Consider the following 24,752-nt stretch of genomic DNA (forward strand, 5'->3'; position numbering starts at 1 on the left):
CGGGGGACCTCATGGCAACCACGACGGGCGACCGCATCCTCACGCTCGATACCGTACGCGGCGTCGCCGTGATGGGCATCCTGCTGCTCAACATCATCGCCTTCGCGATGCCCAGCCCGGCCTATTTCAACCCGGCTGCCTATGGCGGCGACACCGGGATCGACCTTGCCGTCTATCTCGCAAACTTCATCCTGTTCGACGGCAAGATGCGCGGCCTCTTCTCCTTCCTGTTCGGGGCATCGCTGCTGCTGGTGATCGATCGCGCCGAAGCGAAGGGCGAGAACCCGGCGCGTGTCCACTATGCGCGGATGGTGTGGCTGCTCGTCTTCGGCCTGCTCCACTGCTGGCTGATCTGGTGGGGCGACATCCTCAACCATTATGCGATGGTCGGCATGGTCGCCTTCCTGTTCCGCAAGGCGCGGGTGAAGACGCTGGTGACCGTCGGCGTGATCCTGCTCGTCGTCCACCTCGGGATTGCGGCGCTCATTCCCTTTACCGCGGCGGTCGCCGAGGCGATGCCGGCCGAGCCGGGCATGGCGGAGGCCGCCCAGGCGCTCGAACGGGGCTTCGGCAAGCCTTCTGCGACCTGGCTCGCCGAGCAGGTGGCGATCTATCGCGGCAGCTGGTGGCAAATCGCGGTCCATCGCTTCGCCGAGGCGCGTTTCCTGCCCTTCGCCGGCCTCTTCCAGTTCGGAAGTGAGACGCTGGCCTATATGCTGTTCGGCATGGTCGGGCTGAAGAGCGGCATGCTCACCGGAAGCTGGGACCGCCGCCGCTATCGCAAGTGGCTCCTGATCGGTTTCGGCATCGGCATCCCCGCTTATGCCCTGCTCGCCGCCTTCATGCTCGCGAAGGACTTCAGCCTTGTCGCAGTGACGACCGGCGTGTGGTTCGCTACCGTGCCGTTCCGCCCCTTGATGATCACGGGCTGGGCCAGCCTGATCATCCTTCTCATGCGGCCCGGCGGCGCGCTCACCGCACGCATCGCCGCGGCGGGGCGCATGGCCTTCACCAACTATCTCGCCACCAGCCTCATCTGCACGACGCTCTTCTACGGCTATGGCCTCGGCTGGTTCGGCGAGTTGTCGCGCGCGGAAGTCTATCTCGTCGTGTTCGCGGTCTGGGCGCTGATGCTGATCTGGTCGAAGCCGTGGCTCGAGCGATTCGCCTATGGCCCGCTCGAATGGCTGTGGCGCAGCCTGGCACGCGGGAAGCTGCAACCGATGGCTGGCGGTGCGCTCACCCGATCAGTTGCGAACGCCACGCAATAACCATTGCGAATCACTCGCAGTCGCCCTAACTGTTGCGAACTGCGAGAGGGTTTCGATGGTCGTCTGCGTCTGCAATGCTATTCGCGAGAAGGATGTGCGGGCGGCCGCACGTGAAGGCGCAATGAGCGCTTGCCAGGCCTATCGTGCGCTCGGACGCCAGGCGAAATGCGGCCAATGCGTGCCGTTCGCGCGAGCGATTATCGATGCGGAGCGTGCGGCTGCGTAGCGTTCGCAAGTCCGGAAACCCGCAGAAATCCGCCATTTTTTAACTGTCTGAAACGCTCTTTCAGCGCTATACTCGCGCGCCTGAACAACAAGAGGCGCATCCCATGAAGGGCGACCAGAAGGTCATCGACTATCTCAACGAGGTGCTCAAGAACGAGCTCACCGCGATCAACCAGTATTGGCTGCACTACCGCATGCTCGACCACTGGGGCGTCAAGAAGCTCGCCGAGTTCGAGCGCCACGAGTCGATCGACGAGATGAAGCATGCCGACATGGTGTCGGAGCGCATCCTGTTCCTCGACGGGTTGCCCAATTTCCAGCTGCTCGGCCGCCTGCGCATCGGCGAGACGGTGGAGGAGATCCTCAGGGCCGATCTCGACCTCGAGATGGAAGCGGTCGCGGTGCTCAAGGACGCGATCGAGCATTGCGAGAAGGTGCGCGACTATGTCAGCCGCGACCTGTTCCGCCAGATCCTCGACAGCGAGGAAGAGCATGTCGACACGCTGGAAACCCAGTTCGAGATGATCGAGCGCATGGGCATCCAGAATTACGTGCAGCTCAATTCGAAGCCCGAAGAGGGCGAGTAACCCCCCACCCGCTGGTCAGATCGGGCGGCGTCCAAAGGCGGCAGCCGGGCGCCGTTCGACCAGCGGGTTGGCCTCGCGCTCGAGCAACGCCAGCGTCGCCTCGAACAGCGGGCGCAGCTCCACCACATGGGGAAGCGCCTCGTTGGGCTCGTAGCGGTTCTCGATGCAGTGCCGGGCGATCGTTTCGATCGCCGCGGCGCATTCGGACAGCGGCTCCGCGCCGAACTGGCGCGATTCGCCCTTCAGCGTGTGCGCCGGCAGGACGAGCGCAGCGGCGTTGTTTGAACGCATCGCTTCCTCGATCTGCGCGACCGATTTGACGCCGTCTTCATGGAAGTAACCGAGGATGCGCACGAAGTTGGCGCCAAGCTCGGTACGAGCCTGCGAGAACGCAGTCCAATCCACCAGCCCGTTCGGATCCTGCGACGCCAAATTCACCCTCCCGCGGAATGCGGTATCATCTGTATGATGAATAAGGGCAAATCGGTAAACGTCCGGTTGACGCGGGCGATCATCCGACGCGGAATGCGGGGCTTCCGTCGATCGACAGCGCCGTCACCGTCGCGCCACGCGCTTCCGCCAATGCCCTGATCTCGCGTTCGGCAGCAGGATCGTCGGCGAGGATCTCGAGCGGCGTTCCCTGCTGCCGCAGCGCGCGCGCCAGTCGCAGCGCCGGCCACGGGCAGCGCAACCCGCGCGCGTCGATCCGCGTCATCTCATTCACGATCGAACGGGTTCTTCGACGGCCGCATCGTCAGCCGCACCGGCACCGCGCCGAAGTCGAACTCCTTGCGCATGCTGTTCACCAGGTAACGCTCATAGCTTTTGGGCAGCAGGTCCACCCGCGTGCCGAACAGGATGAAGCTCGGCGGCCGCGTCTTGGCCTGGGTCACATAGCGCGGCTTGATCCGCTTGCCGCCGGGCGCGGGCGGCGGATTGGCCTCGATCGCGCGTTCGAACCAGCGGTTGAGCTGGCCCGTGGTGATGCGCCGCGACCACGCCTCACGCGTCTCGAACGCCACCTTGAGCAGTGTATCCAGCCCCTTCCCCGTTGCCGCGGAGACCGTGAGCAGCGGCACGCCCTTGACCTGCGCCAGCCCTTCGTCGAGCGCGCCCTTGACCCCGTTGAACAGGCTTGAGGCGTTCTCCGCCACGTCCCATTTGTTGAGCGCGATCACCAGTGCGCGGCCTTCCTGGAGGACCTTGTCGGCGATCTTGAGGTCCTGCACCTCCAGGCCCCGCGTGGCGTCGAGCAGCAGCACGACCACCTCGGCGAAATCAATCGCGCGCAGCGCATCGACGACGGACATCGACTCGAGCTTCTCCTGCACCTTCGCGCGCTTGCGCATCCCCGCCGTGTCGATCAGGCGGATCGGGCGCATATTGCCCTCGAAATCTTCCCACTCGTAGTCGATCGCGATCGAATCGCGGGTGATCCCCGCCTCGGGTCCGGTGATCAGCCGATCCTGCCCGATCATACGATTGATCAGCGTCGATTTGCCCGCATTGGGCCGGCCCACGACCGCGAGCTTGAGGGGCCCCTCCTCGTCCGGATCGTCCTCGGCTTCTTCCTCACGATCGATGAACGGCAGCAACGCTTCGAACAGATCGCCGATGCCTTCGCCATGTTCGGCGGAAAAGGGCACTGGATCGCCGAGCCCCAGCGCCATCGCCTCGTGGATGCCGGGCTCCGCAGCGCGGCCTTCAGCCTTATTGGCAAGCAATACGATGGGCGTGCCCGAGCTACGCAGCCAGCGCGCCACCTCTTCGTCGAGCGGGGTGATGCCGGCACGCGCGTCGATCATGAACAGCGCGACATCGGCCTCGCGCACCGCGGCCTCGGTCTGCACGCGCATGCGACCGGGCAAGCTTGCGGGATCCTCGTCCTCGAAGCCTGCGGTATCGATGATCCGGAACGGCACGCCGAGCAGATCGGCATCCCCTTCACGCCGGTCGCGCGTCACGCCGGGCTGGTCGTCGACCAGCGCCAGCCGCTTGCCGACGAGGCGGTTGAACAGCGTCGACTTGCCGACATTGGGCCGGCCGATGATCGCAACGGTAGGACGGGACATCCGCGCCCTCTAACCCAAGCCGCGCCTCAGCGATAGGCGGTGATCTCGCCCTTGTCGGTCAGGACGTAGAGAACGCCGTTCGCGATCACGGGGCTCAGGCTCACCGCGTCGTCGCCCTTGAGCGTCGCGCCGACGCTGCCATCGGTCGGCGACGCGGAGACGAGCTCGCCACGCGAGTTGGACAGCCACAGCCGGTTGCCCGCGAGAAGCGGTCCGACCCAGGTGATCGGCCCCTTCTTGTCTTCCTCGTTGCGGAACGCGCGAAGCTGCGAGATCCAGCGGATCTTGCCGCTGCCGCGCGCGATGCAGACGAGACGCGCATCGTCGGTCACCACGAACAGCCACTCGCCCGCGATCCACGGCGTCGAGATGCCGGCGATATTCTGCTCCCACAGCCGCTGGCCGCTGGTGAGCTCGACTGCCGCCATGCGTCCGCCCTGCCCCACGGCATAGACACGGCCCTGGTCGATCACCGGTTCGGCATCGATATCGGCCAGGCTCGACACCGAGGTCGACATGGTCGAGCTCGACAACGTGTCGCTCCACAGCGTGCGGCCATTCTCGTAGCGATAGGCGTTGAGCTCGCCCGACGAGAAGCCGGCGACCACCGTGCCTTGCGCCGAAGCCGGCGCCGCGACGCCGAACACGCCCTGCGATTCGAGCGTGCCCGACTGAGTCCAGGTGACGTTGCCGTCGGCCTGGGTCAGCGCGAACAGCTGGTTGTCCTGCGAGACGACGTAGAGATTCTCGTTCGCCACGGTCGGTGCGCCGCGCAGCGGGCCGCCGGGCTTCTTGCGCCACACCTCGCTGCCCGCGGCAGCGTCGATCGCGACCACGTCGCCCAGGCCGTTGGTCGCATAGACCCGCCCGCCGTCGATGCTCACGCCGCCGCCGAACGCTGCGCGCCGATTCTCCTCGCCCTTGACGGTCGACAGCTGCCAGCGCCGCGCGCCGGTCGCCGCGTCGAACGCGTGCACCACGCCCTCGGTATCCATCACGTACAGCGCGCCGTTCGCCACCACCGGCGCGGCGCCGAGCCGCGTGCGGCCGCTGGTGCCCGGGATCTTCGCCGACCACACCCTTGCCGGCATCTCGCTCAGCGTCAGATGGCCCATCACCTTGGTGGCGTTGCCGCCCGGCTGGTTCCACGCCGCATTGGTCTCGGGCGCGGGCAGCACCACCTGCACTTCGGCGATCGTCTTGTCGGCGACGATGCTCGTCTCGGCGGCCAGGATCGGCACGCGCTGGCCGAGCACCGGCGTCTTCTTGTCGCCGCCCCTGAAGATGCCACAGGCACCCAGCGCGACCAGCGCCGCGATCGCGACGGGAATCCGAACCGACTTCATCATTTCGCCTTCTTGTCCTCACCTTCGTCCGGAACCGCATCGACGCCAAGTACGCCGGCCATCTGAACCGCGCGTTGACGGATCGCGCGCGGCACGCCCTCGCCCTTGGCGATCTCGCCATAGAGCTTGCCGGCTTCGTTTCGCTTGCCCTGCCGCAGATAGGCCACGGCGACCATTTCGCCGGCGCTGCCGAACCAGGCGCTGTCCTTGACCGCCAGTGTGCCGAGCCGTGCCACCACCTGCTCCGGCTTCAGCGAATCATATTCGGCAGTGGTCTGACGGATCAGCGCCAGGTCGCGAAGCTCCTGCGGCACGTTCGTATCCGCGGCGATCGCCGCCAGGGCCGCAGCGCCGCCCTTGAGATCGTTCTTGGCCAACAGAATATCGGCCTGGGCGAAACGCGCCGCCGCGCTGAACCCCTGCGAGTTTGACGCCGCCAGCTCCTTGAGCGGCGCCTCGGCCTCCTGTGCCTTGTTCTGGCTCAGCGATTTGATCGCGGCCTTGAACTTCTCGCCTTCCTCGCCCCGGCGCCCCTCGCTGTGGCTTTGCCAGTAGAGCCAGCCGCCGAACGCGATCAGACCGGCGATCACCGCCGCGATGATCCAGCGGCCGTAATTCTGCCAGATGTGCAACGCCTGGTCCTTGCGGAGTTCTTCATCGACCTCGCGCATAAAGGCTTCGTTGCTTTGCGGGCTCAGCGCCAAGGGTAACTCCATCGGGGATATGGGACGTGCGGGCGCGGACCTTAGCCGCGGTCACCGGGAAACGAAAGCGGATCAATCCTTGGGCTTGTACACCTGCTCGTCGCCCGGGAAGCTCCGGTCACGCACGGCGGCGGCATAGGTCTCAACCGCGGCGGAAATGCGGCCGGCCATGTCGTCGAACTTCCGCACGAAGCGCGGCGTGCGCTCGAACATGCCGAGCATGTCCTCGGTCACCAGCACCTGCCCGTCGCACTGTGCCGAGGCGCCGATTCCGATCACCGGACACGACACCGCCGCGACGATCTCGTTCGCCAGCGTCTCGACCACGCCCTCGGCGACGATCGAAAAGGCGCCGGCCTCGGCCACCGCCTTCGCGTCGCCGATAATCTTGGCATATTCGGCGTTGCCGCGGCCGCGCGCTCCATAGCCGCCCAGCGCGTTCACCGCCTGTGGGGTGAGGCCGATATGCCCCATCACCGGGATGCCGCGGCGCGTCAGGAACGCGACCGTCTCGGCCATCGCCTCCCCGCCTTCTAGCTTGACCCCCGCCGCGCCGGTTTCCGCCAGGATACGCGAGGCGGAAGCGAACGCCCGTTCCGGGCTCGCCTCGTAGCTGCCGAACGGCATGTCGACGACCACCACCGCATGATAGCTGCCCCGCACCACCGCAGCGCCATGCGCGCACATCATGTCGAGCGTGACCGGAAGCGTCGAGGGCAGGCCATAGATCACCTGCCCCAGGCTGTCGCCGACCAGCAGCACGTCGCAATGCGGATCGAGCAGCTGCGCCATGCGCGCGGTATAGGCGGTCAGCATCACCACCGGATCCTTGCCCTTGCGCGCCTGGATCGCCGGTACGGTCATCCGTTTCATCGGCGCCGGAGTCGGCGTGACGCGGCTGGTGGCGGTGTCGATGGTGAAGGTCGTGGACATGGCCGCGCGATAGCCGATCGTTTCAGGCCATTCCAGCGAAACGGCGGAATGGATGTTCGAGATAATTGACTCTATGTTATATAAACTTTACATTATGTCGTATTCAACGAACATCTGGGAGGCATCATGGCCTATCGGGAAAAAGTGCAGTGGGTGTCACTCGCGACCTCGCTGGTCGTCTGGGGCCTCTATTTCGCGCAGCTTGCGGCATCGCTGACGGCGGGACGGCCCGCGCCGGCCGATACGCTGGGCGGTTTCATCGGCGCCGTAATCCTGCTCGTCGTCATCCAGGTCGCGGCGATCATCGCTATCGCGATCCACCGGCCGTCCGAGGCCGAGCTTCCCGCCGACCCGCGCGAGCGCGAGATCGAGCAGAGCGCCGGCAAGGGCGCCTATGCGGTACTGAGCCTTGCGGTCGTCGCGATCATGCTCGCCACACCGGTGCTGACGATGGCCGCGCCCGCGGCGCTCGGTCAGCCAACGGGAGTGGTCGCGGCGATGCTGGTCGGCAATGCCCTGCTTGCCGCACTGGTGCTGGCATCGATCGTCCATTCGATCTGGCAGATCATCCTCTATCGTCGTCAGGCGTGAGCGCGTCATGGCCCGATCATCGATCGCCAACCAGATCCGGACGCTGCGCTTCATGGCGGGCGAGATGACCCAGGCCGAGCTCGGCGAGCGTGTCGGCGTCACGCGTCAGACGATCGCCGCGATCGAGCAGGGGAAATACTCCCCTACCCTCGAAACCGCGTTCCGCATCGCCCAGGTGTTCGGCAAGCCGCTGGAAGAGGTCTTCCAGTGGCAGAGCGGCTAGCGTTCAGCGCAGCCAGCCGCGCTTCTTCGCCATGCTCGAGAACCAGACCTGGAACAGCGCCATCGCGAAGATGAAGGCCGGGAAATAGGTGGTCCACACACCCTTCACCGCGATGATGTCGGTGGCGAGGAAGATGTAGCCGAACTGGATCACCACAGCGATCAGCGAGATCCAGTAGAGCGTCACCGCCCATTTCGCGCGCATCAGCAACCCGATCGAGCCGAGCACGCCGGCGCCGACCGCGATGACATAGTCGATGTTCAGCCACATCGGCAGCGACGCATAATATTGACGGTCCCATTCGGTCGCCTTCGGATCCATGTCCGGGCCGATCACGAAGTGCATGTAGAGCGAAGCGCAGCCTGCCAGTCCCCACAGCAGCAAGAGCGCTGCGACGATCGTGAACCAGACGGGCGGCTTTTGCGCGAAACTGCTTGCCATCAGAACACCTCCTATGGGTCGTTCGATATGGCCCACCCTACCCTAAATGGTGATTTTGCCAATCGTTTCGTTACAGTAACGCCGTCGCCCATTCCTCGGCCTTGAATCCCACCAGCACACCGCCGCGATACTCGACCACCGGGCGCTTGATCACCGACGGGTGCGCGGCCATCAGCTCCAGCGCCTTGGCCTTGTCGATATCGGCCTTGTCCGCCTCGTCGAGCTTGCGAAAGGTCGCGCCGGCACGGTTGAGCAGACGCTCCCATCCGACCGCCTCGGCCCATTTAGCCAGCCGCGCGGGATCGACGCCTTCCTTCTTGTAGTCGTGGAAGTCGTACGCGACGCCGTTGGCGTCGAGCCACGTCCGCGCCTTTTTCACCGTGTCGCAATTGGGGATGCCGTAGAAGGAAACGCTCATCGGAAGTTGCACACCTGTCCTGACCAGATCGCCGTCACCTTGGCAGCCGCGCCGGTCCCGCTCAACAGGCCCGAGAGTTCGCCCGCAGTGAATTCCTCGCCCAGCGAGCTTTCCGAGATCTCCGCGGCATAAGCGCCGGTCAGCGCCTTGCGCGTCGAACCGATGCCGATTCCCGAAGCCGTGGTCAGCGTCGCTCCATCGCGCTGATCGAGGAACCAGCCGACGAACTTGCCCTCCTGGAACCACACCAGCAGGCCGCCCGGCATCCGCGCAAAGTCCATCGCGCCCTCGCCGCATTCGCCGTTCGATCCACGCTCAGCCGGCGCGCCAAGCGCCGCCCCGACCGCGCGCTCGACCATTGCCCGCTCGGTCCCGAACGCCAGCTCTCGCGCGCGGCCGCTATTAGGGTCGACGAAGCTCAGCGCACCGGGCGCGAGATTGACCAGCGGCTTCGCCTCGGCAGGCGGGGTGCCAGCAACCGGACTGGCTGGCGGCGTCGCGACCTGCTCGGGCACGGTCGTCGATGGTTCGAAAACAACGTTCGTCGGTTCGCCACCGCACCCGGCCAACAGGCACAACGCTGCCACGGCATAGAGGGTTCGCATCGATCTCTCCCAGCTTTATGACCCGTTGTTGCACGAAAAAAGCCACCCCGGCCAGCATGGCGCGGGGTGGCAGGCCGACTTCGCTTGGGGACGAAGCGAGGGCTATTTGAGCTGTGCGGGATCGAGCGGTGTCATGTTGCTGACGATTTCGGCATTGGCGGTACGCACGGCGTCGGGGGCGACGACCATGCCGCGCTTGACGAGGTATCCGTCCGGGCCCCAGGCGTCGGCGAACGCGCTCACATACTCCTTGAGCCCGCGCACCGCTTGGAGATGCGCCTTCTTGACGTAGAGGTAGAGCGGCCGCGCGCCCGGATAGCTCCCGCCCGCGATCGCGTCATAGGTCGGCTCGACCCCGTCGATCGCGATCCCGCGTACCCATCCGGCATTCTCCTCGAGATAGCTGTAGCCGAAGATCCCGATCGCATTGGGGTTGGCGGTCAGCTTCTGGACGATGAGGTTGTCGTTCTCGCCCGAATCGACGAACGCGCCGTCGTTGCGCAGCGAGGTGCAGACCTTCTTGTGGGCGTCCTCGTCGCTTTTCTTGAGCTCGGCCATCCTGGGATCGCTGTCGCAGCCCTTGGTCAGGATGAGCTCGGTCAGCGCGTCGCGCGTGCCCGAGGTGGCGGGCGGGCCGAGCACCAGGATCGGGATCGCGGGCAGCGAGGGATCGACGTCCTTCCAGGTTTTGGCGGTCTGCGCTTCCCCGAACGGCGTCTCGGCGAGCGCGGCGTAGATCTGCTTGACCGTCAGCTTCATCGCGGGTCCCTCGACCGATTCGGCCAGTGCGATGCCGTCGATGCCGATCTGGATCTCGACGATCTCGTTGACGCCATTCTTGGCGCATTCGTCATATTCGGACTTCTTGAGCCGGCGCGAAGCGTTGACGATGTCGGGGTGCGAGGCGCCGACCCCGGCGCAGAACAGCTTGATGCCCGCGCCCGTGCCGGTCGATTCGACGATCGGCGAGCGCGCATCCTGCTGGGTCTTGACCCAGGTCTCGGCCACCAGCGTGGCGAACGGATAGACGTCGAGGAGCCCACAGAACGGATCTGGTCGCGCGAACCGCCCGCCTGGGCGCTACCGCCACCGGATTGCCCGCCACACGCGGACAGCGACAGGGCCAGCGCACCACCGGCGATCGAAGCGAAAAGACGATTCATTGGATTTCCCTTTTGCTGTTCGTGTCGGGTTCGGGCGGTGCGGGCGCAACCGTCACCGCCAGACGCATCGGCTGGCGCATCCCCACCGGCGGTGTCCCCGGCAGCTTGCGGCCAAGCAGCAGCGTCTTCAGTTGCGCATCGGCGCCTACCGGCACAGGCGTGACGGAGGCGGCGATCTCGGCACGCTCGATCTGGCTGGCTGCGTCGACGCCGATGATCAGCACCAGTTCGCGTTGCGCGGCGGTGCCGTCGGCTGCGGTCACCAGCGTATCGCGCAGCGCGACAGCGCCCGGCTCATCGCCGTTCAGCAGCGCATCGATATCGGTTTGCGCCAACGCGGCATAGGCCTGCCAGGCCGCAGGCGCCTGTTCGGCCGCGACGACCTGAACCGGTGCAGCAATCAGCAGGATCACGGCAAGGATCATTGCGTCCCGGCCGGCGCAGGCGGCAGCGTCTCGCGGTTGAAGCTGAACGGCGCGACCTTTGCGTCAAGCGCGGTGACCACATCGGGCGTCAGGTCGTTGGCGAGATTGCCGCCCATCACGCTGTTGCGGTCGAGCAGCAGCCCGCATTTGCGCGCGCGATAGGCCTCGGCGATCAGCGGCTGCGCGCGATCGGAGATCTGCGCCAGCACCTTGGCGCGCGTCGCCTCGATCTCGCGGCTGCGCTGCTCGGCCTTGACACGGATCGGCTGCATCCGCGCTTCCAGCGCCTGCTGGCGCTGCGCGCGCTGCTCGGGCGTCAGCTTGGCGAACTCGGCCTGGAACGCCGCTTGCTCCTTGTCGAGCGGCGCGCGCTCGTTGTTGACCTCGGTCTGCGCCTCGGTGGCGAGCTGCTGGAGCCGCGCCGTCGCAGCGGTCGCCACCTTGGCGTTGCCGAACACCGCCTGGCGCGAGAGCAGGCAGACGCCGGGCACCACCGGTCCGCCGAGCGGCTCGGCAGCAGGGCTCGCGGCGGGAGCGGCTTGCGCGGCGAGCGCGATGAAGAGCATAAAGATCATGCGTCCTGTTCCTCAGGATCGAGCCCGGCCTGGCGCGCGAGCAGCAATTGAAAACGGTCGAGCGAAGCGAGGTGGAAATGCACCAGCGCCAGCCACCCGCGCTTGTGCCAGTCGAGCACGGTCGCATCGTCGAGCGCATCGAACTTCGCCGGATCGACGATCTGGAACCCCTGCAGGCCGAAGGTGCGGCCATCGGGCAGTGTCGCGTCGGCGCGGCGTTCGGTCAGCAGATCCTTCTCGGCGAGCGCGGCGCAAAAGGCGCGCGTCATCTCAGATTCGGCGTGATAGGCGTCGCAAAAGGCGAGCGCCTGACGCGTGCGCTCGGTCGGCTCGCCGCCCTCGAACAGCGCAATCCCCGCCTCGCCCGTCTCGACGACTTGGCCCGATCCCGCATCGATCGCGAGGATGAAATGACCCGGCTCGCCGGTCGCGACGAAGCCGAACGGATAGCGACGGACATAGGCGGGAACATAGCTTTCGCGCGTCCATTCGCCGTCGCGGACGAACAGGTTGCGCCGCTCCAGCCCCAGCACCGCCACGGGCACCGCGCCCGGCATCGCGAACACCAGCGGGTAGCTTTGCGCAGAGCGCGCGAACTCGCTGGCGACGACCGGCACATAAGCCGCTTCCGCCGCGAAACCCGCATCACCTTCCAACAGCCGCCATGCCGCATGCGCCTCGCTCGAAAGCGGGCGGGGGTCGCGGTAGAAGGGCGGCAGCGCCGTCTGCGGCCGCTCGTCGGTCATTACTTCGGTCACGAACGCCCTCCCTTGCGGACCGGCCCCTTGAGCAGGAAGCTGTTGGGCCCGATCCGGCGTACCTGCACATTCTGTCCGCGAGTCAGCGCGCGCAGCGCCGCTTCGGTGGTCATCGATCCGCGCACCGGGCGCACGTTGACGCCCTCCAGGTCCTTGGGATCATAGACGATGTTGGCACGCGACAGCCGCCCCACTGCTAGCACCGCCTCGGCGACGGTCGGCTCGCTCACGTCGAAGCTGTAGCGGTTGTCCGCCACCCGCACGGGCTGGACCGCAGTGTCCATTGCCGCCGCCAACGCAGGCCCCGCGCGCGGCGTGACACTGTTGCTGGCGCCGGTGCCGCCGCTGTCCTGCGGGCATTGGCGCGGGTCGGTGCAGGCCTCGCCGAAGCCGGTCACCCGCACCTCGATGATCGAGGGCGAGCCGATCGCGGAGTTGCGGCGCACCTGACGTACCTGCTCGGTCACCATCGCCACCGCCTCGCGCGATTGCGCGTCGGCCTCGGTCGGCTGGATCAGGTTGAGCGGTGCCGCGGGCGGCGTCGGCAGGCCGATCGCGATGCCAGCGACGTCGATATTGTCGGTGCCCAGGATCTGCACCGCGAACACGTTGAAGTTGCCCGACACGCGGATGCCCGCGTCACCCGCATCAACGATGCCGTTGGGCGCGATCAGGTCGACGTCCGCCACCGGCGCGCCGGGGATCGACGCCACCGTACCGATGCCGGCACCGGTCGGCAGGCCGGCCGGCGTGCGGCCCATGGTGAACAGGTCGGGATGGAGCGTATAGTTGTAGAAGGTCGGCGAGATCGAGGTCTTGGCCCCCTTGCCCGCCGCGATGTCGCCATAGCTCGACCAGATCAGCATGTTGCCGCCCAGCGCGGTGAGGACGCGCGATTGGTTCACGGTCACATCGTCATAGGCGAAGATATTGATCGCGCCGCCATTGGCGGTGACGATCCCGGCGCGTAGCGCGTTGCCGCGGCCGCCATTGCTCGGCGGCTGGCCCGTCGCGTCGGCCGGCGCTGCGATGTTGGCGAGCTTGAGCGCGCCGCCCGGGATCATGAAGTCGATCTGCCCCCCGCCGTTTGAGAGCACGCGGCTGGCATAGGTCTCGAAATCGCCCTTCCAGCGCGATTCCCCTGCGGCCAGCGCTTCGCTCGCGCGCTTCTGGGCGCCGGGGAACAGCGTCTTGATCGCGTCATAGCCGCGGAAGGTGGTGTCGTTGCGCTCGCTCTCGGGGTCGTTGGCCTCGCGGCCCGTGGTGCGCAGCTCGAGATAGAGCACGTCGCGCAGGAACGGCGACTTATAGTCCTCACCCAGCCCCTCCCAATATTTCCACGCGGTATCGAGATATTCGAGCTGCTCCGCCTGGGTTTCGAGCGGTTCGAGCCCCTGGAGCTTGCGGACGTAATTGACGAGGCCCTGGCGCTGCTCGGGCAGGTAGAATTCGACGCCGATGTCCGCCGCCCGCGCCTTGCTCGGGAAGAACTGGTCGAACGGCGTCGCCTGCCCGTTGGGCAGCCCCATCCAATATTCGACCGCGCTCTCCATGTAATCGGCCTGCTGCGCCGCGGTCTCGAGCGGCGGCAGGCCCTGCAGCCCGCGCATATGGTTGACGAAGCCGGCGCGCAGTTCCTCGGTGAAGAAGATGCTGTCGGGGCGCACGTCGCCGCGCGTGTAGAGCCGGTCGAAGAGGTAATAGGAGAGCTCCTTCCCGCCGCCCGCGTCCTTGAGCAGGTAGGAGATGACCGAGCCGTTGGGGTCGAGATAGCTGGTCTCGAACGCCGCGACGTCGGGCCGCTGGTTGAAGCCGACGCTGATCGCGATGTCCGCCGCCTTCTGCCCCGGATTGAGCACCTCCGCCGGATTGGTGTCCCACGGCACGGGGTCGGGCAGCATCAGCCAGTTGCTGGTGATGCCGTTGGCGTTGCTGGGGATCCACAGATCGCCGCCGGTCTCGATCTCGAGGCGGCCGGGGCCGTTGACCGTGATGTAGTTGCTGCCGTTGAAATACATGCCGGCACCCGCGCGCACGATGCTGAGGTCGAGCGCATTGTTGTGCTGGAGCGTCAGGTTGGGGAAGTAGACGTCCCCGCCCGCCTGGATCCATGCCGCCTTGGGCAGGTCGATCGCGGCTGACGTGACGATGTCGTTCCCGGCATAGATGCGCACCGGCTGGGTGTCGCCGACGTGCAGCACCGGCGGATTCTCGCGCGTGAAGGCGATATTCGGCCCCGCGGTCAGGAAGTGCTGACGCTCGAACCGGCCGAGATTGTTGTTGGTGCTGAACGGATGCAGCGGTGTCTTGTGCAGCTCGACATAGGATTGACTCAGGATGATCCCGCCGAACCCGCTGCGGAAGTTGGACGCGTTGGCGTAGTTCGGGTCGAAGATGAACTGGTCGACGTTGCGCGTCGCGTTGCCGATATGCACGTCGCCGCGCGCGAGCAGGTCGAGCGTCCCGGTCGGCGACGGCGCGAGCAGCAGCCCGCCCAGCACGTTGATGTCGCCCGACGCCGCGACCACGCTGACATTGGCCGGCCACAACTCGAACGCGACGTTGCTCGTGCCCGCATAGGCACGGGTCGAGGTCCAGCCGCCGACATTGGTCGGGTTGAGGACGTCGCCGAACAGCCGCTCGATGTCGATGTTGCTGCCGTTGTTCCACAGCTTGATGTCGCCGCCGGCCGAGAACAGGCTGACCTTGGCGTCGGGCGTGTAGCTGAAGAAGCCGTTAGCGTCGTCGGGGCTGGGCATCAGCGGATCGAGCACCGCCTCGATGTTCATGTCGCCACCGCTGGTGACGCGGAACTCGCCCGACGAAGTGTAGAGCAAGGTGTAGATGTCGTTCGCCACCAGCTTCAGCATCGGATCGATGTAATAGTAGATCTGGCCGGTCGTCTGGCCCGGCAGGCCGCCGCCCGACGTGCCCGGCTTCCAGCCGATCGCCTTGTCGCTGGAGATGAACGCGCCGCCCGCGCTGATCACGCCCAGACCCTCGGCGACATAGAATTTGCCCGAGCCGATATTACCGCCGGCGCGGATGTTGAGGTCGCCGCCGCCGGTGACGGTGAGCGCCATCGGCTCGCCGATCTTGGTGTTGCCGACGACGCGGCCGGTGGTGGGCAAGTTGACCGCGAGGTTGAGGATGTCGCCCCCCGCGCTGATGTCGATATTGCCGCCGCCCAGCGCGCCGATGCCCGCCTGGTAGGTCGGGAAGTTGACGTACCAGGTGCTCTGGTCGAACGCACGGCCATTGGCCTGCGCGAACACGCCGTCGGTGCGGACCGAGCCCAGCGCGACGAGCCAGCCGCTCGGCAGCTGCGGACTACCCGAACCGAAGATCGTCCCCGCGACATTGACCGAGATGTCCCCGCCGTTGATCGGATAGGACGCACCCGCCGGAGCGTAGAAGCCGGCCAGCGTCGGCGCATTCTCACCCGCGGTGTAGATCACCGAAGGCCGGTACTGCAGCACCAGGTCCTTCGCGCTGGCGAGGTTGATGCCCGCAGTGCCGGTGCGCACCAGATAGCCGGTCGAGTTATCCCACTGGATGATCTCGCGTGCCGTCAGCGGATTGAGGTTGAAGGTGTTGGTCAGCGTCGAACCGTCGGCGCGCAATCGGGCATAGCCGCCGCCATCGTCGAACGCGAGCGTCGGCAGCGGGCGCCGGGCATAGTTATCGGTATCGACATAGTCGCCGGTCACCGGATCCTTGAGGATCGGCTGCCCCGTCTGCGGGTCGAGATACCGCCCCTGCGCATTGCGCGTCAGCTCGACCCAGCCGAGGTGGTAGTTGTTGGGCTGGCCAGTCCGCACGAAGCGGCCGGTCGTCGGGTCCTTGAGGTAGAGCCGGTTCTCGTTGCCACGCGCCGGATCGTAATAATATTCGATCGTGTCGGGCGTACCGCCGACGATGATCGAACCCTTGCCCTGATCGAGCAGCCCGCCCGGCAGCACCGCCAGCGAGTTCGGGCTCAGCACATTGGCGCCCGCGGTCAGGTTGAACGTCCAGCTCGGGCCGTTGAGCAGCAGGCCGTTCGCCTTGGGCGTGGTGAACCCGTCCGAGAGGTTGGCGTTGATCTTGAGGTCGCCCTTGGCGCGCAGCGTCAGCACGCCCGCCGCGCCGTTGAAGCGCACATTGTGGAGATCCCAGTCGGTCTTGAGCTCCATGTCGCCGTCGGAGCGCAGCTCGATCCCGGGCGCCACGGTGACGCCGCCGCCGAGCCGCGCCTGGATCGCCTGGGCGTTGTTCATGAACGCCGCCGCGTCGGCCTGGACCATGTTGATCACCGGCTGATCGATCACCGTCACGCCCTCATAGACGCGGAACGCCTCGGCCAGCACCTGACGCGCGCCGGTGATCGTGCCCGCGACCTGGCCGACCGCCATGTCGTTGCCGATCTGTGGCGCGCGCAGCCGCACTAGGCGGCCGCCGTCCCCCGTCCCCGACACGTCGATCAGCGATCCCGCCGCCAGGTCGATCCGTCCGCCGCCGCGGCCCTGCGTCTCGAGCAGCACCGTGCCGCCCGATCCGTCCGCGGCATTGGCCTTCGCCAGGATCTTGCCGCTCGCCAGCAGGTTGACGTTCTCCGCCGCGGCGAGCTGCACGCGGCCACCATTGGCACCGACCGTCTCGATCGTGCCGGCGAGATTGATCGAGCCGTCATTCGCCACCACGGCGAAGTCGCGCACCCGGATCGTGCCGGTGATCGTGGCGTCGCCCTGGTTGAACTCGAAGCGCCGCGATTCGCGGAACCCGCCCGCATCGAGCGCGGCGTTGAGGGCGGTGAAGTCGCCCAGCGTCGCGCTCAGCACCGAGAAGCTGCCCGAGCGGTAGCCGTCGATCGCGCTACCCTTGACGCCCGAACCCAGCGTCACGTTGCCGAGTCCGGCAAAGGCGTTGAGCGCGCCGGCATCGCCGCCCGCGCTCGAGCCCGACACGTCGATCACCGCGTTCTGCGCGAGCGTGATGTTGCCGCGATCCGAGGTCAGGTTGACCGTTCCCGCGCCAACGCCGACCTCGACGTCGAAGATGCGGCTGACATTGCTGGTCACGTCGATCGACGATCCGCTCGCCAGCACCACGTCGCCCTGGCGGGCGCGCAGGTTGACGATGCCGCCGGTCAGCCCGATGCGACCGCTGCTCGTGATCGAGGAACCGGTGAAGCCGATCGTCGCGCCGAAGGTCGAGAAGGGATCGAGCGTGCCGCCCGCACTGGCAAGCGAGATCGCCCCGCCCGCATCGAAGAACAGCCGCGCGCCGCTCTCGGCGGTCACCGCGCCCGCGTCGATCGTCAGCGCGCCGTTGGTGAACAGCGCGCCGTCGTCATGGCCGATCACTCGCTTCGCCGCATCGATCGTCAGCGTGCCGACGCCGGAGATGCGCTTGTCGCCGCCCGAGAAATGGATGTTATCGCCAGCGAGCAACATCGCGACGTCGCCGCTGCTACCCGCCACCGCGCCGCCATTGGCGTTGGCGATGGTCAGCGTGCCGGCCGAGACGGTGACCTTGTCCCCGCCGTCGCCGATCGCGCGAATTTCGCGCGCATCGAGCGTCAGGCCGTTGTCGGCGTCGAGCGTCACCGTGCCATGGAAGTCGATCGTGCTGTAGCTCTTGAGCGCGATGTCCTCGGCCGCCGCGAGCGCGCCGAGCGACCCGCCGGCGAAGACCAGCCCGGAGGTTCCCGCAGGCACCTCGCCCACGCTGACGCGCGAGGCGGCGGCGGCGATCTGCTTCGCCGCCAGCGACGCCTTGCCGCTGAGCGCGATGTCGCCGGTCGTGTCCATCGCCAGCGAGCGGCTCGAGCTGAGCTTCGCGCCGTCGGCGATGATCAGGTTGCCGCCCGGGGTCAGCGGCGCGAGGCCGCTGGCGACGCGCGAGGCGTTGACGATCGCGAGTTGGGCCGGATCGGCCAGCAGCGCGCTCAGCGCATCGACCGCGGTCAGGTTGCGCAGGATGTCGACCTGCCCGCTCGACGACAGGCGCAGCACCGTGCCCTGGTCGTAGATCGGGTGGATGATGTCGTCGGTGGTCGCCGGCGTGCCGCGCGTGTCGGTGAAGCCGGGATAGAAGGGCAGTACGCGCAGGTCGCCCGAGCTGCCCGTGATCTGGCCGCGCGTCTCGACTGCGGCACCTTCGGCGAGCCGCACCGTGTTGGCCGCCGCGAACAGTAGCTCGGGGCCGGCCAGCACCGATCCGACATTGTCGATGACGACATCGGTGGCGCCGACGCTCAGCTCGAGATTGACCGCGCCCTGGCGACGCACGCCGCCGAGCAACAGGCTCTCCGCGCCGAACGCGTTGAGCGCATTGCTGTCGAGCAGCAGGTAACCGGCATAGTTGCTGGTGTCGGTATCGGCATCGATCACCGCGATCTTCGGTGCGCTGATGTCGGCGAAGCCGCCGCGTCCGCCCTTCGCCGCGCCCGACTTGAGCGTCGCGTTGAGCTTCAGGTCCTTGCCCGCGGTGAGCACGACGCTGCCGCCGTCGATCGGGATCCGCGGGATGTCGCCGATCGGCTGGTTGGTGCGCAGCGCCTTCTTGAGGAACGCCTCGGAGGTGAAGAAGGTGCTCGCGAACGCTTCGGCATATTCGCTGCGCATGCGCAGCGCCTTGCCGTCCATCACCAGGAAGCCGGTGTTGCGCTGGTCGCGCACCGCCTGCCCGGCGATGAAGCGATAGCCCGCCTGGATCGTCGAGCCGTCGGGATTATACGCGACCTCGCCCAGCGGCATGTCGGCATAGTCGCCCTGGTAATGGTGCTTCGCCGTCACGCGATACGCGCCCGGCAGCGCGGCATAGGAGGCCGGCAGCAGCGTGTAATAGCCCGCTGCGAGGCCGTTGCCGCCCGAGAGGTAGATCTTGCTGCCGACCGCGAGCCCGGTGCCCTCGCCCAGCCCGACCGGCGCGATGTCGCCCTCGAAGCCGGGGATCACCGCGAAGATCTCGCCGGGCGCGCTCACCCAGTTATAATCGGCGTCGCGATAGCCGGTCAGCCAGTCGGTGCTGCCGCCAAGGCCCGGGACGAACTCGCGGGCGTAGAGGTCGCCGCTGCCCGCGACGTCCATCACCGCGCCGAACTGGAGATCGATGACCGCGGCGTTGACGTTGATTGTCTTGGCCGGCAGCGAGCGCAGCTCGACCGCACCCTGCGTCACCAGCGGATCGAGCCAGGTGTCGCCGTTCGACAGCCAGCCATAGGGAATGACATGCCCGTCGGCGTTGACCGAGGTGATGCTGCCCGGCAGCAACCGGACGCGGCCATCGGGGCCGGTCGCCTGGAAGGTAATCGAGCCGAGCGGCGAGCGGACCGTGCCGCCCTGGTCGATCTCGGGCGCGCGGAAGATCAGCTCGGCCGCGGCCTCATAAGGCGTGCCGTTGAGCGGGCCACCATCGTCCTGCTTGAGGATGGTGATCTTCTGGTCGGAGCTGACCGTGAACTGGCGCGCGGTGGCGGCGTAGATCTGGTCCGCCTTCAGCGTTAGCTTGCCCGGGGTGACGATCGAGCCGCTGTAGCGGCTGGTCGAATTACCCGCGCCGAGCAGGCGGATGTCGCCGCCACTGCTGATCGTCGTGTCGCCGAACCCATAGAAACTGGCGTTCACCACATCCACCAGCGTGCCGGCATGGACGGTGATGCGGCTATTGGGGTTGGCGGCCGGGATCACGTTGCGCAGCGCCGCCTCATGAAGCGTGCCGTCGACCTGCGGCGAACCGGTGATGTTGGAGGCGCTGTCGAGGCGGATGATGTTCGCCTCAAGCTTCACGTCGGCGCCGTTCGCGCCGATCAGCCGCGGTGTGTTGATCGTCAGGCGATCGAGCACGAAGCTGCCGTCCGCCTTGCGCCCGCCGAGCGTCGAGCTGCCGACGAACATGATGCCCGGCGACGCGTTGAGCGAGAGCGAGCCGAACCCGCCGCTCGCCAGGACGCGGTTCGCGTCGAAGCGCGGCATGATGTTGAGCCTGTTGGCCGGTGCGGGCAAGTCGTAACGGGCCTGCGACGACCGGAAGATGTCGGCCATCGCCGGATGCAGCCCGGGCAGTGCCGGCATCGCCGTCCCGGCATCGGCGGGAATGTTGTCGCCGATCAGCAGTGCGGTCGGATTGCCCGCAGCGTTGACGACATAATTGTTGAGCCAGGCGGTAAGCTCGGCGGCGTCCTTCACCATGAAGCCCGCCGGGAACGACGCGATCGCGTTGGTCGCGTATTGCGAGCTGTAGCGCGCCCAGTCGATCGTGTTGAGATCGATCCCGTACATGGTGGTCGGGCGCGTGTTGCCGCCCTTGAGATAGACGCGCGTGCGTAGGTTATTGAACAGCGAGACCGCGCTCGACACCGGCGTGAAACTACCTTGCGGCTGATAGCCCGCAGCGAGGCTCAGCGACAGCGCGCCGCCGCGCGCCGTGTCCCCGCCGGCGTGCGCGAGCAGCGTCGCGTCGTTCATGTCGGCGAGCAGGCTGGAGATTGAGATCGACCCGCCATCGGACGCCATCAGCGTCGGCGTGCGCACCGACACGCCGTTCGCGTCGGCCGGCGCCGGCACGTCGAAGGTGAAGCTGGTCCCCGACACGTCGAGCACCGCACCCTTCTCGATCGTGATGAAGTCGCGGCCCGAGATGCCGATCGATCCCCCCGCGAGCACTTCGCCGTCGAGCAGCTCGCGGCCGTCCTTGATCGTGCGGTCAGTCACCAGCACCACGCCCGGCGCCAGCAGCTTGGCGGTGCTGCGCAGCTTGTGGTTGTCGCCGATCAGGTCGATCGTGCCCGCCGGTGCCAGGATCGTCCCGGCGATGTCGCTGGCGGCGCCCAGGCGGATCGAGCCGCGCGCCTCGGTCGCGAGCAGCGCGCCCTCGCCCATGAGCAGGGCGGGCAGGTTGAGTTCCATGCCGTGGCGCTGCGCCGCGGGCCGCTGCTCAAGCGGCACGAAACCGATATCAGCGACCGCGTAGATGTCGGTACCCGAGGCGAAGTCGAGATAGGACGGCCCGCCGGAGAGCCCCGGCACCTTGAGCACCAGCGAGGCGGCGCTCGCCTTCACCTGCACGCCATCGTTGATGGTGACGCCCGGCGCCTGCAGCGAGATCTTCGAGAAGCCGCTGCGCTCGAAGAATTCGGGCGCGATCAGCATCGCGCCATCCTGTTCCTCGCTCAGCGAGTCGCCGATCACGATCTGCGCCAGCGTGCTCAGCGAATAGGCGCCGTTGCCGCCCAGGCCATAGGCGCGGGCATTGGCGAGGCCGCTGAGGTCGAGCGTGTCCTGCGGCTGGATGCTGGCGTTGACCGAGAGGTCGCCGGCCTTGCCCGCGCGCAGCACGCCCTCGCGATCGACCCAGGCGCCGCCCGAGGTGTCGATCACCATGCTCTCGGGCAGGATCAGCGAGACGTCCTCGAAGATATCCTGGCCGGCATTGGTCGCCGAGATGCTCACCGATCCGCCGTCGATGCGCGGCACCGCGGCGATCGCCACCGGCTCGTCGCGCTCGAAATCATTGTACCAGGCGCCGCGCGTCTCGATCCGGCTGTTCTCGCCCATCACCAGGCTGAGCCCGCTCAGCGAGACGTCGCCGCCCTGCGTGCGGATGCTGCCCAGGAACTCCATGCGGTCGCCGGCTTCGAGCTCGAACGACGCGCCGTTCTGGAGGTTCAGGTTGACGCCCGCCTCGACGCGCACCGCAAGGCCGTCGCGCGGCGGGAACGGATTGAAGTCCGCGCTGCGATTGTCCTGCCGGGCATAATAGCTGCCCATGGTCGAGCGGTTGAAGAAGTCCTGCGACACGAGCATGCCGTTGTCGCTGCGCCGCCCGTTCTGGCCGCGCTTGGTGCCCTGCTCATATTCCTCGCCGAAGAAGTCGCCGTAAACGTCGGACAGTGTGCCCTCGATCCCGAAATTGTCGGGCAGCAGCTGCTCCATCGCCGTGATCAGGATGTTGTTGCTGACATACTCGCCTTCGCTCTCGCCGGCATTGTTCAGAATGAACTGGCCGCCCTTGGGCTGGTTGGCGCGCTGATACTTGCCGATCGTCGTCGCGCCCTTGACCGTGCCCTGCAGCACCACGTCGGGCGCCAGCACCGCGATCGTGCCGCCCGCCCCGCCCTCGACATAGCCGTCCTCGTAGCGGCCGAGCGTGCTCGACATGAACGGGATATAGTAGGTCTTCTGCCTGCCCCATTTGACGTCGTACTGAACCCATTCGTTGGCGAGGCCCATATAGAGCTCGTCCGGACTCGCCTCGCGAATGTCGATGATGCGGTTGTCGAGCGTGCGGATCAGGGTCGTGTTCACGAACCCCGCCTGATAGGTGATCTTGCCGCCCGAGACGTCGATCACCGAGCCCGACTTCATGATGAAGTCGTCGTCGACATCGATATTGAACGAACCACCGTTGAGCAGGAACTGGGCGAGCGTGCCCTGATTGAGGTTGTCGAAGCTCTCCCAGTTGGCGAAGTCGGTGCCGTAGCGGCGGTCGACGGTGATCTCGCGGCGATAGAGCGGCCCGTCGCGCTGCAGCGGCGAATCCGCGAGCTGCGCGGCGAACAGCTTGCCGGTGACCTGGTGGAAGCCCATCGGCAGGACGGTGCTCTTCCAGCCCGACAGGTCGATCGTCGCGCCCTTCTCCATCAGGAAGCGCACGCCGCTCTCATTGTCGAGATTGGCGCTGTTGCCGCGGTTGCTGCCGATCGCCATCGCGGTCGCGTCGAGCAGCACGTTCATCGTGCCACTCGGCATGTAGATCATCGAATCCTCCTGCATGTGCAGGCGGGCGCCGAGGATGTCGAGCGTGCCGACGCTCTGCGCGCCGGAGGTCAGCGGGATCTTGTCGCTCGCCTCGAGATCGGGCGTGATCTGGGTCAGGCTGCCCTTGCCGAAGATCACATCGCCATTGCCGTAGGACGGGCCGTCGACCTCGTTGTTCACGAACTCGCGATAGTCGTAGATCGCGGTCTTGAACTCGATCGCGCCGCGGAACAGCGCGGTCGAGGTCATCTCGATCGCGCCCATCTGCTCGAGGCTGTAGCCGCGGAAGTCGACGCGCCCGCCGCGCTCGGCGCGGATGATGCCCTCGTTGCGCGCGTGGAAGCCGAGATCGGCGACGCGTTTCGCCTGGATCTGGTTGAGATAGGCCTCGACGCGCTGGACCGCGTTCGGAACGGTGGCGCCGATCGCATAGGTCTCGCCGAACGCCTGCTTCCAGAAGTTCTGGCGCGCGACGGTATTAACGGTACCGAGGCTCATATACGGCAGGTTCGCGCGCATGAACGAGATCGGGTTGTAGGCGCCGGCATAGGCGGTGACGTTCTTGCCGTCGCCGACCAGATAGATGTTGTCGCCCGCCGCCAGGATCACCTGACCCTCGTCCTTGACCGAGAGCAGGCCGCGATTGGTCACCGCGGGACCGAACAGCATGATCTTGCCGTGGCTGCCGGTCTCGACCGAGCCGGTCGCGCCGACGGTCATCTTCCAGCGCAGCGGGTCGTTGGGATCGTCGATCGATGGCGCCGGGCGCAGCAGGTCGACCATCGGGTCGCTGCCGTTGATCCCCTTGTAGTTCCAGGTGTTGCTGAAGGTCGGATCGAGGCGGTTGTTATAGTCGCGGGCATAGGAGACCAGGCCCGCGTCGTCGCGGAAATCCAGGGCCGAAAGCACGGCCTGATGCGCCTTGACCTTGCCGTTGAGCACCAGCCCCTGCGGCCCGGCGAGCACGACCTGGCCCTCGGCCTCGATATCACCGTTGAGCACGGTCGTCCCCTGCTTCAGGGAACGGTTGAACAGCGTCCATTCCTTCTGCGCCTGCTTGATGCGCAGCACCTCGCCGGCCTGGCTCGAAAGGTCGCTCCAGTTGAGCCGCGCAACCCCGGTCGACTGGGTGATGGTGGTGACGTTGCCCGCGACGTCGACGTCCTTGACCCCGGTCCCGGTCACCAACTGGCGGACATTGACCTTGGCGTCCGGCCCCATCAGCACGCCATTGTCGTTGAACACGAACACACGGCCCTGCGCGCGGATCTCGCCGCCGATGAACGACGCCTGGGTGCCGTGCACGCGGTTGACCGCGATCCAGTCCGCCGACTGCTGCTGGAACTCGAGGATCTCGTTGGTCTGGAGCCGGAAATTCTCCCAGTCGAGCAGCGCCTTCTGCTGGTTCTGCTTGATCGACATCAGCGGCCGCCCGTCCGACGCCGATCCGATCACCGGCCGGTCCGCGCCCGACCATTGCGACATGGTGCCGTCGGGCAGCTTGACCCGCCCGGCCTGCATCGCCGTCATCGACTGGAACGGTGCCTGCTGCGCGTGCGCCACCGGCGCGGCAAAGCTCGCGGCCAGTGCCAAGGCGGAGAGGCTGCAGGTGCCGAACAGCCGCGTGGGGCGATTGGCGATCGGGGCGGTGCGGGTCGGTTGCATCGGGCTCT

18 protein-coding genes and 1 pseudogene are annotated in these 24,752 nt (G+C 66.8%); 5 read left to right on the forward strand and 14 right to left on the reverse strand.

The window, feature by feature from the left end:
• The first annotated feature begins 11 nt into the window (after nucleotides 1-11).
• The 3 genes from OK349_RS02925 (at nucleotide 12) to bfr (ending at nucleotide 2,083) form a co-directional block, all read left to right on the forward strand.
• Nucleotides 12-1,271, forward strand: a complete 1,260-nt coding sequence (locus tag OK349_RS02925) for a DUF418 domain-containing protein (protein WP_265116328.1) — start codon at nucleotides 12-14, stop codon at nucleotides 1,269-1,271.
• A gap of 55 nt (nucleotides 1,272-1,326) precedes the next feature.
• Nucleotides 1,327-1,497, forward strand: coding sequence for a (2Fe-2S)-binding protein (locus OK349_RS02930; RefSeq protein WP_265116329.1), 171 nt, complete (start codon nucleotides 1,327-1,329; stop codon nucleotides 1,495-1,497).
• A 103-nt stretch (nucleotides 1,498-1,600) separates the two neighbouring features.
• The gene (gene bfr, locus OK349_RS02935) at nucleotides 1,601-2,083 is read left to right on the forward strand and encodes a bacterioferritin (protein WP_265116330.1); all 483 of its coding nucleotides are present in this window, start codon (nucleotides 1,601-1,603) and stop codon (nucleotides 2,081-2,083) included.
• Nucleotides 2,084-2,098: 15 nt separating this feature from the next.
• On the opposite strand, the gene OK349_RS02940 is transcribed toward bfr, so the two are convergent.
• The 6 genes from OK349_RS02940 to panB form a co-directional block, all read right to left on the reverse strand.
• A complete protein-coding gene (locus OK349_RS02940) occupies nucleotides 2,099-2,491 on the reverse strand; it encodes an Hpt domain-containing protein (RefSeq protein ID WP_265118524.1) in 393 nt (130 codons plus the stop codon).
• 103 nt (nucleotides 2,492-2,594) lie between these two features.
• Nucleotides 2,595-2,798, reverse strand: coding sequence for a sulfurtransferase TusA family protein (locus OK349_RS02945; protein ID WP_265116331.1), 204 nt, complete (start codon nucleotides 2,796-2,798; stop codon nucleotides 2,595-2,597).
• 1 nt (nucleotide 2,799) lies between these two features.
• On the reverse strand, nucleotides 2,800-4,155 hold the full coding sequence (gene der, locus OK349_RS02950) for a ribosome biogenesis GTPase Der (protein WP_265116332.1): 1,356 nt from the start codon (nucleotides 4,153-4,155) through the stop codon (nucleotides 2,800-2,802).
• A gap of 26 nt (nucleotides 4,156-4,181) precedes the next feature.
• Complete coding sequence (locus tag OK349_RS02955) at nucleotides 4,182-5,504, reverse strand: PQQ-like beta-propeller repeat protein (protein WP_265116333.1); 1,323 nt, start codon at nucleotides 5,502-5,504, stop codon at nucleotides 4,182-4,184.
• Nucleotides 5,501-6,172: a tetratricopeptide repeat protein gene (locus tag OK349_RS02960; protein WP_265116334.1), complete on the reverse strand. Its 672-nt coding sequence runs from the start codon at nucleotides 6,170-6,172 to the stop codon at nucleotides 5,501-5,503. The genes OK349_RS02955 and OK349_RS02960 overlap by 4 nt, the downstream gene beginning before the upstream one ends.
• A gap of 105 nt (nucleotides 6,173-6,277) precedes the next feature.
• Nucleotides 6,278-7,138, reverse strand: a complete 861-nt coding sequence (gene panB / locus OK349_RS02965; RefSeq protein WP_265116335.1) for a 3-methyl-2-oxobutanoate hydroxymethyltransferase — start codon at nucleotides 7,136-7,138, stop codon at nucleotides 6,278-6,280.
• A gap of 126 nt (nucleotides 7,139-7,264) precedes the next feature.
• Here panB and OK349_RS02970 point away from each other — a divergent pair, with 126 nt between their 5' ends.
• Both OK349_RS02970 and OK349_RS02975 read left to right on the forward strand, forming a co-directional pair.
• On the forward strand, nucleotides 7,265-7,729 hold the full coding sequence (locus OK349_RS02970) for a hypothetical protein (protein ID WP_265116336.1): 465 nt from the start codon (nucleotides 7,265-7,267) through the stop codon (nucleotides 7,727-7,729).
• Between the two features lie 7 nt (nucleotides 7,730-7,736).
• Entirely contained in the window at nucleotides 7,737-7,952 is a 216-nt protein-coding gene (locus OK349_RS02975) for a helix-turn-helix transcriptional regulator (RefSeq protein ID WP_265116337.1), read from the forward strand.
• Between the two features lie 3 nt (nucleotides 7,953-7,955).
• Here OK349_RS02975 and OK349_RS02980 read toward each other — a convergent pair whose 3' ends face one another.
• From OK349_RS02980 to OK349_RS03015, 8 genes and pseudogenes are all read right to left on the reverse strand, one after another.
• Nucleotides 7,956-8,393, reverse strand: a complete 438-nt coding sequence (locus tag OK349_RS02980; protein WP_265116338.1) for a hypothetical protein — start codon at nucleotides 8,391-8,393, stop codon at nucleotides 7,956-7,958.
• A 70-nt stretch (nucleotides 8,394-8,463) separates the two neighbouring features.
• Nucleotides 8,464-8,811, reverse strand: a complete 348-nt coding sequence (locus tag OK349_RS02985; RefSeq protein WP_265116339.1) for an ArsC family reductase — start codon at nucleotides 8,809-8,811, stop codon at nucleotides 8,464-8,466.
• Nucleotides 8,808-9,416, reverse strand: coding sequence for a hypothetical protein (locus tag OK349_RS02990; protein WP_265116340.1), 609 nt, complete (start codon nucleotides 9,414-9,416; stop codon nucleotides 8,808-8,810). Before OK349_RS02990 ends, OK349_RS02985 begins: the two co-directional genes overlap by 4 nt.
• A gap of 102 nt (nucleotides 9,417-9,518) precedes the next feature.
• A pseudogene (locus OK349_RS02995) lies at nucleotides 9,519-10,579 on the reverse strand (substrate-binding domain-containing protein).
• A complete protein-coding gene (locus tag OK349_RS03000) occupies nucleotides 10,576-10,992 on the reverse strand; it encodes a hypothetical protein (RefSeq protein ID WP_265116341.1) in 417 nt (138 codons plus the stop codon). The pseudogene OK349_RS02995 and the gene OK349_RS03000 overlap by 4 nt, the downstream one beginning before the upstream one ends.
• A gap of 8 nt (nucleotides 10,993-11,000) precedes the next feature.
• On the reverse strand, nucleotides 11,001-11,579 hold the full coding sequence (locus OK349_RS03005) for an OmpH/Skp family outer membrane protein (RefSeq protein ID WP_265116342.1): 579 nt from the start codon (nucleotides 11,577-11,579) through the stop codon (nucleotides 11,001-11,003).
• Nucleotides 11,576-12,337 carry a SapC family protein gene (locus OK349_RS03010; protein WP_265116343.1) on the reverse strand — a complete coding sequence of 254 codons (762 nt, stop codon included), beginning with the start codon at nucleotides 12,335-12,337 and terminating at the stop codon, nucleotides 11,576-11,578. Before OK349_RS03010 ends, OK349_RS03005 begins: the two co-directional genes overlap by 4 nt.
• Nucleotides 12,334-24,744 carry a filamentous haemagglutinin family protein gene (locus OK349_RS03015; protein ID WP_265116344.1) on the reverse strand — a complete coding sequence of 4,137 codons (12,411 nt, stop codon included), beginning with the start codon at nucleotides 24,742-24,744 and terminating at the stop codon, nucleotides 12,334-12,336. The genes OK349_RS03010 and OK349_RS03015 overlap by 4 nt, the downstream gene beginning before the upstream one ends.
• Between the last annotated feature and the right edge of the window lie 8 nt (nucleotides 24,745-24,752).

This window comes from Sphingomonas sp. BT-65, assembly GCF_026107375.2.
GTDB lineage: Bacteria > Pseudomonadota > Alphaproteobacteria > Sphingomonadales > Sphingomonadaceae > Sphingomonas.

Excerpts from the sequence above, each read along its gene's own strand:
- OK349_RS02925 (WP_265116328.1), top strand. The coding sequence starts at position 12 with ATGGCAACCACGACGGGCGACCGCATCCTCACGCTCGATACCGTACGC.
- OK349_RS02930 (WP_265116329.1), top strand. The coding sequence starts at position 1,327 with ATGGTCGTCTGCGTCTGCAATGCTATTCGCGAGAAGGATGTGCGGGCG.
- bfr (WP_265116330.1), top strand. The coding sequence starts at position 1,601 with ATGAAGGGCGACCAGAAGGTCATCGACTATCTCAACGAGGTGCTCAAG.
- OK349_RS02945 (WP_265116331.1), bottom strand. The coding sequence starts at position 2,798 with ATGACGCGGATCGACGCGCGCGGGTTGCGCTGCCCGTGGCCGGCGCTG.
- der (WP_265116332.1), bottom strand. The coding sequence starts at position 4,155 with ATGTCCCGTCCTACCGTTGCGATCATCGGCCGGCCCAATGTCGGCAAG.
- OK349_RS02955 (WP_265116333.1), bottom strand. The coding sequence starts at position 5,504 with ATGATGAAGTCGGTTCGGATTCCCGTCGCGATCGCGGCGCTGGTCGCG.
- OK349_RS02960 (WP_265116334.1), bottom strand. The coding sequence starts at position 6,172 with ATGCGCGAGGTCGATGAAGAACTCCGCAAGGACCAGGCGTTGCACATC.
- panB (WP_265116335.1), bottom strand. The coding sequence starts at position 7,138 with ATGTCCACGACCTTCACCATCGACACCGCCACCAGCCGCGTCACGCCG.
- OK349_RS02970 (WP_265116336.1), top strand. The coding sequence starts at position 7,265 with ATGGCCTATCGGGAAAAAGTGCAGTGGGTGTCACTCGCGACCTCGCTG.
- OK349_RS02975 (WP_265116337.1), top strand. The coding sequence starts at position 7,737 with ATGGCCCGATCATCGATCGCCAACCAGATCCGGACGCTGCGCTTCATG.
- OK349_RS02980 (WP_265116338.1), bottom strand. The coding sequence starts at position 8,393 with ATGGCAAGCAGTTTCGCGCAAAAGCCGCCCGTCTGGTTCACGATCGTC.
- OK349_RS02985 (WP_265116339.1), bottom strand. The coding sequence starts at position 8,811 with ATGAGCGTTTCCTTCTACGGCATCCCCAATTGCGACACGGTGAAAAAG.
- OK349_RS02990 (WP_265116340.1), bottom strand. The coding sequence starts at position 9,416 with ATGCGAACCCTCTATGCCGTGGCAGCGTTGTGCCTGTTGGCCGGGTGC.
- OK349_RS03005 (WP_265116342.1), bottom strand. The coding sequence starts at position 11,579 with ATGATCTTTATGCTCTTCATCGCGCTCGCCGCGCAAGCCGCTCCCGCC.
- OK349_RS03015 (WP_265116344.1), bottom strand. The coding sequence starts at position 24,744 with ATGCAACCGACCCGCACCGCCCCGATCGCCAATCGCCCCACGCGGCTG.